This window comes from Catelliglobosispora koreensis DSM 44566, assembly GCF_000379685.1.
In the GTDB taxonomy this organism is placed as follows: Bacteria; Actinomycetota; Actinomycetes; order Mycobacteriales; family Micromonosporaceae; genus Catelliglobosispora; species Catelliglobosispora koreensis.
On the sequence record NZ_KB903283.1, the window covers coordinates 201,112 to 212,987 of the forward strand.

Annotated in this window: 10 protein-coding genes; 4 read left to right on the forward strand and 6 right to left on the reverse strand. The window is 64.3% G+C overall.

What is annotated here, in order from left to right:
- The first annotated feature begins 25 nt into the window (after positions 1-25).
- The gene (locus tag A3E1_RS0126600) at positions 26-622 is read left to right on the forward strand and encodes a dienelactone hydrolase family protein (RefSeq protein WP_020523834.1); all 597 of its coding nucleotides are present in this window, start codon (positions 26-28) and stop codon (positions 620-622) included.
- 1 nt (position 623) lies between these two features.
- On the opposite strand, the gene A3E1_RS0126605 is transcribed toward A3E1_RS0126600, so the two are convergent.
- Both A3E1_RS0126605 and A3E1_RS42210 read right to left on the reverse strand, forming a co-directional pair.
- On the reverse strand, positions 624-1,241 hold the full coding sequence (locus A3E1_RS0126605) for a class I SAM-dependent methyltransferase (RefSeq protein ID WP_020523835.1): 618 nt from the start codon (positions 1,239-1,241) through the stop codon (positions 624-626).
- 39 nt (positions 1,242-1,280) lie between these two features.
- Entirely contained in the window at positions 1,281-1,733 is a 453-nt protein-coding gene (locus A3E1_RS42210) for an SRPBCC family protein (RefSeq protein WP_020523836.1), read from the reverse strand.
- Between the two features lie 55 nt (positions 1,734-1,788).
- Here A3E1_RS42210 and A3E1_RS0126615 point away from each other — a divergent pair, with 55 nt between their 5' ends.
- On the forward strand, positions 1,789-2,391 hold the full coding sequence (locus A3E1_RS0126615; RefSeq protein WP_020523837.1) for a dihydrofolate reductase family protein: 603 nt from the start codon (positions 1,789-1,791) through the stop codon (positions 2,389-2,391).
- Positions 2,392-2,452: 61 nt separating this feature from the next.
- Here the strand turns inward: A3E1_RS0126615 and A3E1_RS0126620 are convergent, their stop codons facing one another.
- On the reverse strand, positions 2,453-4,117 hold the full coding sequence (locus A3E1_RS0126620) for a transthyretin-like family protein (RefSeq protein WP_020523838.1): 1,665 nt from the start codon (positions 4,115-4,117) through the stop codon (positions 2,453-2,455).
- Positions 4,118-4,215: 98 nt separating this feature from the next.
- On the opposite strand from A3E1_RS0126620, the gene A3E1_RS0126625 reads away from it, so the two are divergent.
- On the forward strand, positions 4,216-5,163 hold the full coding sequence (locus A3E1_RS0126625; protein WP_020523839.1) for a LysR family transcriptional regulator: 948 nt from the start codon (positions 4,216-4,218) through the stop codon (positions 5,161-5,163).
- A 56-nt stretch (positions 5,164-5,219) separates the two neighbouring features.
- Here A3E1_RS0126625 and A3E1_RS45730 read toward each other — a convergent pair whose 3' ends face one another.
- Both A3E1_RS45730 and A3E1_RS42220 read right to left on the reverse strand, forming a co-directional pair.
- Entirely contained in the window at positions 5,220-7,325 is a 2,106-nt protein-coding gene (locus tag A3E1_RS45730; protein ID WP_020523840.1) for a ThuA domain-containing protein, read from the reverse strand.
- Positions 7,326-7,334: 9 nt separating this feature from the next.
- A complete protein-coding gene (locus A3E1_RS42220) occupies positions 7,335-10,568 on the reverse strand; it encodes a discoidin domain-containing protein (RefSeq protein WP_083929654.1) in 3,234 nt (1,077 codons plus the stop codon).
- Positions 10,569-10,733: 165 nt separating this feature from the next.
- On the opposite strand from A3E1_RS42220, the gene A3E1_RS0126640 reads away from it, so the two are divergent.
- The gene (locus A3E1_RS0126640; RefSeq protein WP_020523842.1) at positions 10,734-11,402 is read left to right on the forward strand and encodes a DUF6891 domain-containing protein; all 669 of its coding nucleotides are present in this window, start codon (positions 10,734-10,736) and stop codon (positions 11,400-11,402) included.
- On the opposite strand, the gene A3E1_RS0126645 is transcribed toward A3E1_RS0126640, so the two are convergent.
- Complete coding sequence (locus tag A3E1_RS0126645) at positions 11,399-11,857, reverse strand: nitroreductase/quinone reductase family protein (protein WP_026208870.1); 459 nt, start codon at positions 11,855-11,857, stop codon at positions 11,399-11,401. The genes A3E1_RS0126640 and A3E1_RS0126645 overlap by 4 nt on opposite strands.
- Positions 11,858-11,876: the final 19 nt, after the last annotated feature.

The following is an 11,876-nucleotide window of genomic DNA, read 5'->3' on the forward strand; positions in this document are numbered from 1 at the left end:
TGGATTATTCTAAGGTGTTGGAGTAATGACGGCAAGCAAGGAGATTCCCATGGCAGAAGTGTTGCTGTTCCACCATGCTCAAGGCCTGACAGAAGGGGTCCTCGCGTTCGCCGATGAGCTACGCGACGCCGGGCACAAGGTCCACACTCCCGACCTCTACAACGGCCATACCTTCCACAGCCTCGACGACGGGCTGGCCTATGCGCGTGAGGTGGGCTTCGGCAGCCTGCTCGACCAGGGTGTGCAGAGCGCGGACCGGCTGGCTGACAACCTGGTCTACGTTGGCTTCTCGCTGGGCGTGATGCCGGCCCAAAAGCTCGCCCAAACCCGTCCCGGTGCCCGCGGCGCACTCCTGCTCTGCGGTGCCGTGCCACCAGACGAGTTCGGCACATCGTGGCCCAGTGACCTGCCGGTGCAGATCCACGGCATGGACGCCGACCCCTACTTCGCCGGCGAGGACCTCGACGCCGCACGCGCGATCGTCAGCGAAGCCAAGCACGGCGAGCTATTCATTTACCCGGGGGATCAGCACCTGTTCGCTGACAGCAGCCTTTCCTCCTACGACGCTGACGCGACCGCGCTGCTCACCGAACGCGTGATCGCCTTCCTCGGCGAACTCTAAGTCACCGGCGCTTTTCCGCCCGCAGAACCGTGTCATGAAAATCGTGACCGCCCGGATGCGGCGCCGGGCGGGTTCTGGCCTCCGCGACGGTGACGTGCCACAGCTCAGGGTCGAGACCGTCAGCGATGCGCTCCTCAGTGACATGAACGCCTGGCGAATTCGTGTGCGCTGAACTGTGCGCGTCGTGCGGGTGATGGCTGACGATGAGCAGGGTGCCGCCAGGTGCGACCGCCGCCGCAAGCCGTTGCCGCACAGCGTTTCCAGCATCAGCCGGGTGTACGTAGTGCGCGATGACCAGGCTGAAAGCATTCTCCGGTGGAACCCAGGCGGTCAGATCCGCTTGCATCCACTCAACCTTCCCGGACATGGGCCCGGCAGCCGCCTCGTGCTGCCTGGCCCGTTCCAGGGCAGCCTCGGCGATGTCAACCGCCGTTACCTGCCAGCCGCGGGCGGCCAGCCATAGAGCGTCGGCGCCCTCGCCACAGCCCGCGTCAAGCGCACGCCCCGGGGGCAGTTCCCCTGCCTCGGCGATCAAGTGTGGATTGGGGTGAGCGCCGTGTCCATGGCCGTGGTGGGTGTAGCGCTCTTCCCAGTACTCCCTGCTGAATTCTTCTTGCATATAAGTCTTCTAACGCGCACTCGGCGCTCTCAGCAAGCTTCATTGCCGATTCAGCAAACTGACGAAGCTGTCCAATATGGACGGCCAGCCTCGCGGTGACTCCATCACGTTGCGATACGCGTCACCACCCGGCCCGTACTTTTCGAAGTCCCTGTGCTCAAACTCGATCCGGTCGTCGCGGAAGCGCACCTCGATCTCACCGGCACGCGACGGGTCCGGCACTGGCTCACGCTGCGGGCCAATCTGCCACGTGAACACGAGCCGGCGCGGCGGATCCCAGGTGAGCACACGGCCCCAGTCGCACCGAAACCCGTGCGGGCCGATCTCATAGCAGAGCCCGCCCGCGCCACCTTCGATCCCGATATCCGCCAGAGCGCCCGGGCCTGACCACGTGTATTCGGCTGGCCACCAGTCCTTGAAGTCCCCAGTGAAGACCTCAAAGGCCCGGTCGGCACTCGTACCGGTGGCACGCTCCAGGGCGATCTTTGACATGCGCCGTCCCGTACCCCTTGTGCATCGGCTTGAAACTTTTGGCAAAGTGAAGCCTATGACGAAAGTGGTATGCGACATCTCCGTTTCGGCCGATGGCTATGCCGCGGGCCTGAATCAAACTTTGGAAAGACCGTTCGGCGACGTTCCTGAAGAGCGGTTGCACGCCTGGATGTTTGAAACGGCCGAGGAAAACAAGGCCGAAGTCGACCGCATCGTTGACGCTGGCGCCTTCATTATGGGGCGCAACATGTTTGGTCCCATCCGGGGCGACTGGCACGGCGACTGGCGAGGGTGGTGGGGCGACGAACCGCCTTATCACGGTCCAGTTTTCGTGCTCACCCACTATCCACGCGAGACACTCGTGATGGAGGGCGGCACAACGTTCACGTTCGTCACCGACGGCATCGAATCGGCGCTGCGGCAAGCGCGTGCCGCCGCGGGCGACCGCAACGTCGCCATCGCCGGTGGTGCAGGCACCGTCAATCAGTTCCTGCGCGCCGGGCTCCTCGACGAACTGCGTGTGCACATCACCCCGGTCATCTTCGGCGCTGGCGAACGTCTCTTCGATGGCGTGCCTTACGTTGAGCTGGAGCAGATCGAGTCACGCGGCGCTTCCCTTGTCACCCACGTGACCTACCGCGTCGGCCGTCCCAAGTAGACCCTTGCCATTTGCTTGGGCACCAGCGTGCTGGTGCCCAAGCAAATGCTGTGGTGCGTGCCTACGGCCGGAAGCCGCCGTAGACGATCGTGTTCTGGTACAGGCAGCCCAGCTTCGTGCGTGAGGTGTCGAAGCCGTCAGCGGCACGATCCGACCAGTACTGGCTGAAGGTTGTTGATTTGTGGTTGAGGAAGGTTGTCCAAATAGGACCACGAGGATCTTCTGTGCACTGGTCGTGTGGGCCTTCGTTGGTGGTGTCGTAGAGGTCTAGCAACGCGCCGAGCACGCGGCCTTCGACACGGTCGCCGTTGTCCCAGTCAGCCGTGCCCCACGTGGGGTCTTCCACGTTGAGGGTGCGGCCGTCAGCCCAGCGGAAGATCGGCTGGCCGAGCACCATAACTTCGTAGAGCGTCGCGAAGCCTTCGGTCCAGGCGCAGCCGCGTGAGCTGGTGCGCGGGATGTAGTGCGGGCTGCACTTTGGCGAGGAGGGGAACGCGTCTTCGTAGATGTCGTCCATGATGGCGTGCCCGAACTCGTGCAAGACCAGCTCAGCCGAGCGCGGGTCGTCGGGCAGCAGGAAGACCGAGTTCTCGCCCAGGTCATACCAGGTGCCGTCGGTGGAATCCGGCGCCCAGGTCACGATTCCCTTACGGCAGACGGCATCGCGGGCGTCCCAGCAGGAGCCAGGCGTCCAGTTCCAGGCCGCACCGATCTGGTCGAAGGCTTGCACGCCACGCATCAGCATGGTGTTGCCGGGCATCCGCGAACCAAAAGCGGCTGACGCTCCGGCTTGGACATTGCTTTGCGTTTCGGTGCGGAACCGGAAAGGTGCGCGGGTTTCCGGGTCACGGATGAGCCAGTGCGGGTTCTCGGTGTTGAAGCTGACGTAGACATCCTGGCCACCGCCTTCTTCATCAGCCGCGGCGAAGCACAGCTGAAACGCACCATTAGCGCCGGCGACCCCGGACACGAGCAGGTCGTCACCGCCCGCGGCGTCAGCGTCCCACACCTGCACCCCGGTGTTGGCGGCGATGCGGTTAACGCCCGAGGTGTCCACATAGCCGAAAGACCCGGTGGCGCAAGCACTTCCCGCGACGTTCGAGTTACCAGCGGGCTTGACCGGGAACCGGGGATACGCGTGCGTGGGCGCGGCTCCGGTCATGGGCACCGCCGTGTCGTCGGCCGCGATCGCGAAACCGGCCGTTGTCCGGTCCCCACCGATGGTCAGGAACACGCTATCGGCGGCGACTTCCGGCGCCCCACTGGCCGCACTAACCCGGATCTGTGCGTGACCGGCCGAAACGGCCTGAACCCGGCCGCGCAGCACCAGCGGTGCGTTGGCTTTGACGGCCCGGTGTACGCCTATCCGGCTCACCCCGGCCCGGTCCTCTGGCGCGTGTGAACGTGAGTCACGGGGGCTCAGGCCAGCCGGTGGCTGCACCCACCGCAGGTGAGCGGGCAGCTCCACCTGAATGTCGACGTCACCGCGGGCCGCCGAGGCGGCGACGATCACCTCGAGGTCGGCCTCCTCCCCTACGCGCGGCAGTCCGTGCAGTTTCACCTTGGCGCTCAGGCACGAACTCCACTCGTGGCTGCCGTGATGGTTTCCTTGTAATACCGCACATTCAGCAGCTAGGCCTGCTTGTGCGATCGCGGTTTGCCCCTGCGCGGCGACCACGATCGCTGCCGCGGCAACGATCGCGCCTAGTTTGTGATAGATGGACATGGGTCGCAGCCTCGCGATACCGGCTGTCGCGCGGTACTGCCAAAGCCCCATAACGTCAAGGGGTTATGGCCCAGCCTGCCAGGCATTACTCTGCCCGCATGCGGCTGGAGCTACATCATCTGCGCGTGCTGGGCACTATCGCCGAGCACCGCAGCCTCACCAAGGCGGCGGTGGCGCTGGGCATCTCGCAGCCCGCGCTGAGCACGAAACTGCGGCGCATCGAGGACTCGCTGGGCAGCCCGGTGTTCGCTCGCGGACCACACGGGGTGGCCCTGACCGCGTATGGCGAGTTCGTGCTCGCCCGCGTGCGCGGCGCTCTATCCAATGTGGACGACCTAATTTCCGGTGTGGCGGCCGAGCCATGCCGCCCTGCCCGGCTCAGCCTGGGCGTGATCGAGGGCCCGCTGATGGTCGGATTGCTTGGGGTGCTTGAAGACCTTATCGAGGGTTGCGTCGTGTCCCTGCATTCGGAGTATTCCACTCGGCTGCTGCTAGACCTGGTCGCCAGTGGACGGCTGGATATCGCGTTGCTGGCTGACTATCCCGGCTATGAGCTGCGCCCGGGACCAGATGTCGAGGTGTGGCCGGTGGTTTCCGAGCCCGGCTTCGCGGGACTGCCCGCAAGCCACCGGCTGGCGGCCCAAGAAGAGGTCACGCTGGCGGACTTGTCTGGCGAGGCGTGGATCGTGCCGCCCTCGGACGGGACTGGCTGGCCGGAACATATGCTGGACGCCTGCCGGGCGGCGGGCTTCACCCCGGGCATTACCCATAGCGTCGTGGACAACCGGCTGCAGCACAGTCTGATCTCGAGCGGCCGGGCAGTGGCCATCGTTCAGGCGACGACGCCGTGCACGGAAACTGTCGCGGTGCGGCCGTTGCGTGGCGATCCGTGCTGGATGCGCTATCAGCTCGCGTGGCGACGTGATGGGCCATTGCATGGGCTGGGTGACCGCATCATCGCGGGTCTGCGTGAGGCCTATGCGCGGGCCTCGGCCGCGCCTCAGTACGCGGCCTGGCGTCACCGCCGCGGTTACCGCTTCGCGTAAGCGAGCGCAGGGAGCGGGGCCAGCCTGGTGTGGCGCAGGCTGGCCCCGCCGTAGGGCTACGAGCCGTAGATATCTAGCTCCCACATCGAGTAGCCCCACTGGGTGGCGCGTTGCGTGCCATAGACACGCACGTAACGCCCCGTCCCGGTAACGGTGACGTCATCGACACCACCGTCGGAAGTGGCCGTGGTGTAAACCGTGGTCCAGTTCGCGTTATCGGGTGACGTTTGGATCTGGTACGCCCGGCCGAACGCTGTCTCCCAGTTCACCCGCACGCGGCTGATCTGCCGTGTGGAGCCCAGATCGACAGAGATCCACTGCGGATCGGCATAGAGGCTGCCCCAGCGCGTGCCGGTGTTGCCGTCAACGGCATTGGCGCCCACGAGCACGCCACCGGATTCCACACTGGACGTCGCGGTTGGACGGTTGCGCGACAACAAGGTTGGCCCTGTGGCGGGGGTGCCATAGACGTTGAAGTCCCACAGCGAATAGCCCCATTGCGTCGCGCGCTGTGTGCCGTAGACACGCACGTAACGGCCCGTCCCGGTGACCGTGACGTCATCGACACCACCGTCGGAAGTGGCCGTGGTGTAAACCGTGGTCCAGGCCACGTTATCCGGCGAGGTCTGGATTTGGTACGCCCTGCCGAACGCGGCCTCCCAGTTCAGCCGCACGCGGTTGAGGTTGTATGAGCCGCCCAGGTCCACGGTGATCCACTGTGGATCGCTGTAGGCACTGCCCCACCGCGTGGTGGCGTTGCCGTCCACCGCGTTCGCCGCGACATGAGCGCTGCCAGACTCGACGCTGGACGCGGTGGCCGGTTTTCCTTGTGCCACATCGGCTGGCTGTGGCGCACCGTCGGTCTTGACGCGGATGTTGCGGTAGTTGATGTCCATGCCGGCACCGTCGTTTTGAACCCCGATGTAGCCGTTGGAGATATTGCGGGCGCTGGTGTAGTCGTTGACTTTGACGCCGTTGAGCCAGATCTCGACCCGCTGGCCGTGCACGCCAATCTCGTAGGTGTTCCACTGGCCGGGCGGGTTGAGCGCCGCGTTGCGGGCGGCCGTGTTTGGCGCTTGGAAGCTGTAAACACTGCCGGTCGTGCGGCTCGGGTCGGCGTCGGTGGCGTCGATCTGGATTTCGTGCCCAAGGTTGACCGGCTGCCACGGATCGTTGCCGGGATCGGGGAAGCCAATGAACACGCCGCCGTTGTCGTCGCCCGGCATCATCCAGTCCACCTTCAGCGAATAGTTGCTGAAAGTCCTTACCGGGTACCACAGAAGCCCCATCCCGCCAAAGGAGGTGAGCGTGCCGTTGGCCAGTGTGAACCCGCCAGGCCCGGCCATGCGCCACTGGTTCAGGCTGGCCTGCGTGCCGTCGAACAAAGCGGTGTAGCCCGTCTCGGGACGGCAGTCGGCCGGCTTCGCGCCAGCGGCGACCTGAATCCCGCCGAGCAGCATCTGGCGGAAGCTGACATCGCTATACGTTTCGTCGGTGTGCCCGAGACCCGTGTACCACGAGCGTCCGCCACCGTAACTCTGGCACCACGTGATCGGGTGATCGCCGCCCATCGAACCGCCGCTATAGGACGACTCGTCAAGACTGGCAAGCACTTTGGCGTTGGCGCGCACGTTGGTGCGGTAGTTGTACCACTCGTCGGTGCGCGTCCACGTGGGCGGCAGGTGCGCCGTGGACACGTTCGAGCGGTCCTCGACTTTGATGACCGCCTGCTGAATCGCCGGGTGGGACTGGAAATAGGCTCCCACGAGGCCGCCATACCACGGCCAGTCATACTCGGTGTCCGCCGCGGCGTGCACACCAACGTAACCGCCGCCCGAGGCGATATAGGACTCGAAAGCCGTCTGCTGACTGGCGTTAAGCACATCGCCCGTGGTCGACAGCCAGATCACGGCTTGGTATTGCGTGAGATTAGCGGTGGTGAACTGAGCGGCGTCCTCGGTCGCGGTGACGGTGAAGCCGTTGGCGGCGCCGAGGGCCTGGATCGCGGTGATGCCGTGCGGGATCGAGGAGTGGCGGAACCCGGCCGTCTTCGAAAACACGAGCACCTTCGTCAGCGGCGCGGCCTGCACTACCGACGGGACGGTGAATATCCCGGCGGTCAGTGTCGCCGCTGCCGCAAGAGCTAGCAGTCTCTTACGCATCAATGCTCCTCATGAGCCGTAGACGTCGAATTCCCAGAGCGAATAGCCCCACTGCGTGGCGCGCTGTGTGCCATGCACGCGCACGTAACGGCCCGTCGCGCTTACCGCGAGGTCGTCGGTGCCGCCATTGCCGGTGGTTGTGGAGTACACGTTCGCCCAGGTGTTGTTGTCGTTGGAAACCTGGATCTGATAGGCGCTGCCGTAGGCGGTTTCCCAGTTGAGCACGACCCGGCTGACGTTCTTGACCGAGCCGAGGTCGACCGAAATCCACTGCGGATCGGCGTAAAGACTCGACCAGCGGGTGGCGGCGTTGCCGTCAACGACGTTGGCGGCGACGTTGGCACCGGCTTCTGTGGACGACGCCGCGACCGGTCTTCCGCGCGACAGCAGCGCCGGGCCGGAAGCCGGTGTGCCGTAAACGTTGAAGTCCCACAGCGAATAGCCCCACTGCGTGGCGCGCTGTGTGCCGTAGACGCGCACATAACGGCCCGTTCCGGTGACCGTCAGATCATCGACGCCGCCATCGGAACTGGTGGTAGCGAACAGGTTGGTCCAGGTCGCGTTGTCCGGCGAGAGTTGCACCTGGTATGCCCGTCCGAAGGCCACCTCCCAGTTCAGCCGCACACGGCTGATGTTGTACGACCCGCCGAGGTCAACGGTGATCCACTGTGGATCGGCGTAAAGACTCGACCAGCGCGTGGCGGCGTTGCCGTCAACGGCGTTGGCCGCGACGTTAGCGCCTGCCTCGGTCGACGAGGCGGTGACCGGCTTGCCTTGCGCTACATCGGAACCGCCACTGGGCGCAACGCCCACTCCGGCGCCGGTGAACGTGTAACTGTCGATGTCGAACAGGGCACCGGTTCCGCTGCCGTTGAACACGAGATACAGGTCGTGGGTGTTGTCGTCGGGCTTGGTCACCGGCGCGGTGACCGTTTGATAGTTGTCCCAGCCACCGGTTCCCGGCACGGTGATCCGTGCGACTTCGGGCCCGGTTGGCGAGTCGAACCGCAACGAGATAGTCCCGCCCGCGTTGGCCGAGGACACCCGCGCGCTGATTCCGGTAATGCCCTTCAAACTGACCGCGTGATGGCGCACCGACTCTCCATTTTGGATGTCGCCGAGCCTCTTGCCACCTTCAGCGGCCGCCTGGTTCACCACTGCCGGGCCGTTCAGCGTGACATAGTGTTCCGCCTGCCACTGCTTGGGCCACAACGTAATGTCCTTCTCCCCGGTGAGTGGGACGGGACCAATGTCGGTGTAGCTCGCCCGCAACACGAAGAACAGCACCGAATCCGGGCCCGCGTGCACCGGCCCGGTGTTGACCGTGAAGCCACAGCCCGTGCCCTGTCCCTCTTCATGCGCGTGTTCCTGATGCCCCAGCGCCGCCCGAATCACGACGTTGGCACACGGGATATTTCCTTGCTGCGCATCGGTCGCGCTCGCGCTGGAGGTGAGGTTGTCGTTCCAGGAGAACAAGCCGCCATTAGGCAGACCGTTGAGGCCAACCACGGGACGGTTGTTGCCCACGACAATCGGGATCAGGGTCGTGCCGCTGCGCCCGGTGCCATCGTTGACCGTGAGCCGTGCCCGTTTGTCACCGTTGGTGGTGTAGGTATATGACGGGTTCGCGGCGGTGGAATCGGTGGTGCCGTTGTTGTCGAAGTCCCACGCGTAGGTCAGCGGATCACCGTCGGGATCGGAGCTTCCCGCGCTGGAGAACGTGACCGCGAGCGGCGCGAGGCCGTTGTCACGGTTCACTGAGGCGACCGCGATGGGGGAACGTCCGCCCGCCACGTAGTTGATTTTGTACAGCCCGGCGGCCACGTCACCGGAGAAGTAACCGTTGCCGTATTCGAGCATGTAAAGCGAACCGTCCGGCCCGAACTCCATGTCGATCGGGTGCACGAACGTCATGCCCGCCAGCGTTGGCTCGATGATGGTCGGGTTACCGGTGGCCGGGTTGCCGTTGCTGAACTGAACTTCCTTGATCCAGCTGCGACAGTATTCAGTGATCAGAAGCTTGTTGTCGTAGTAGGCGGGCCACTTGACGTCGGAGACCAGGTTCGGGTTGTAGTGGTATACCTCGGCGTGATTCGGTGAGCCACAGCCGCCTGGCTGATCCAAAGCGGGCCAGTCGACACTGCCGCCGTGCTGTTCCCACACCAGCGCGCCTTTGGTGGGCGGCAACTGCTGCAGCCCAGTGTTGCGCGGCGAATTGTTGACCGGCCCGCTGATGCCGCCACAGGGGAACCATCCGCGGGGGGCGTTGGCTGCGAAATCCCAGTCGTTGTAAGCGACATTCGGTCCGCCACAGTAAGGCCAGCCGTAGTTGCCGGGACCGGTCGCCCGGTTGTATTCGTCGTAGGCGGCCGGGCCCCGGTTGGGGATCGTCGCTCCGGCGTCAGGGCCCACCTCACCCCAGTACAACGTGTTGCCAGAAAGCTTGTCGACCCACACGCGGTAAGGATTGCGTACCCCCATGATGTAGATTTCCGGCTTCGTGCCGGAAGTTCCTTGGGGGAAAAGGTTTCCCGCCGGGATGGTGTACGTCCCGTTGCTCTCCGGGTGAATACGGTTGATCTTTCCGCGCAAATCGTTGGTGTTGCCTGAGGTTCGCTGCGCGTCATATTGCGCGTCGCGTGACGTGCGTTCGTCGATCGGTGCCATGCCCGCCGAGTCCCCGCCGGAGTTGGTGTTGTCGCCGACCGCGAAGTACAGATTGTTGTTGCTGTCCCACGTCATCGAACCCGCTGAGTGGCAACACAAGCGCCGTTCCGTGGGCCACTCGATAATCATGTCCTCACTGGCTGGATCCAGCACGTTGGTGGTGGGATTGAACGTGAACCGGGAGATCCGGTTGACCAGCGGCGTGACCGCCGGTGAGTAGAACAGATAGACCCACCGGTTGGAAGAGAACTGCGGATGCAGGGTGATGCCGATCAGCCCGTCTTCGAACCGCGCGTCAAGCGAGAGGGTGAGCGCGACCGTCGTGCTTGCCGTCGCCGGGTTGTAGAGCCGCACCTGGCCACCGCCAGAGCTGGTGCCCCGGTTGATGTAGAGGACCTTGCCATCGGGAAGCACCGATAGCTCGATCGGCTCCCCCATCGACAGCCCGCCGTCGAGCTTGACCTTCTCGAACGAACTCGTGGGCGGCGGGGCCGCCGCGGCAGGAGCGGAAAGCGGTGCCACCAGTAAGGCGGCAGCCGTAATGAGGGCAGCTAAGGCGGCCCGTATTCTTGGCATGGCTCACTCCCGGAAGAGGTATTGCCGGGCCGCCGATACCCGGTGAAGGGTGCTGTCGTGTTTAGAGGGTGGCGGTCATATTAATTCCCACCGATCAAAAGTTTCTAGTGTTGGTTCCGAACTTTTTTCTGATCTAGCAAAAGTGGAATGCGCTAAGGTGCCGGCATGACTTCGTGGCGCTTCAACGAACGGCCCGGCAGCCTGTCGTTGCCCGACTTCGGTTTGACTCCGGAAACGCAGGAAGAGCTGACCGAGCGCATTTGGACTCGGCTCACCATGGGCGATGACGATGCAGACGACTTCGTCGAGACGGAAACCGGCGAGTGGGAAGACCTCAGCGACGATCAGCTCCGCCAGGCCTTCAATGAACTGCATCGCGCACGGTTGCTTCAGCAGGCCGAGTGGGCTGACGAACAGCCACGCACCAATCTCGACAGTGCCTTCGAGGAGCTGACCGAGGCGGGAATCATCGCCCGGATGAACTTCACCTGCTGCGGCACCTGCGGGACAGCCGAGATCGATGAGGAGCGCGACGAGTCCCGTCATTGGCGCGGTTATGTCTTCTTCCACCAGCAGGACACCGAGACGCTGGTGCAGGAGGGTTACGTCTACCTCAACTACGGCATCTTCACCCCTGAAGACTTCGACGAAGATGCCTACGAGAAACTGTCCGATGAGGACAAGCAGGCCATCTACCTAGCGGATCACAAAGCCGTCATCGAAGACGACGTCGTTCCCCGGCTGGCCCGTCATGGCCTGGATGTCGAGTGGGACGGTAACCACCGCACGCGGATTCTGCTGCGCAACGCGCAGTGGTACATGCCGCTGGCTTAAGCGTCGCGGGGCTCGAAGATGACGACGGCCGTTTCGCCAGAGCGGCGTGCGGCGTAACTGTCTAGGTTGGCGTCGATTTCACTCCAGCGTTGCCACAGGCGAACGCGCTCCTGGCCGCGGGCGGCTCGAGCCGTTATGGCCCGCGGTCCGTCAGCCGTTTCAATCGTCGCCTGCGGGTTGGCTCTGAGATTGAGCCACCAGGCTGGTTCGGCTTCGCCCCAGCCATTCATCGCCATCGTGACGAAGTTGGGGCCGTCTTCGTAGTAGCCGACCATGACGCTGCGCTCCTGCCCGGTGCGGCGCCCAATTGTCGTCAGGCGCAGGGTGCCGTAGTTGTTTCCCTTCGGGCGCCCGAGCCCCAGCTTGCCGCCCGTGAAGCGATATATCCCACGGTGCACCGCCCAGGCCAGCCGAATGAACCAGCGAGGCGGCAGCCATGCTTTGCTGTTAGCCATGCGCCCAATGTAAGCTTTC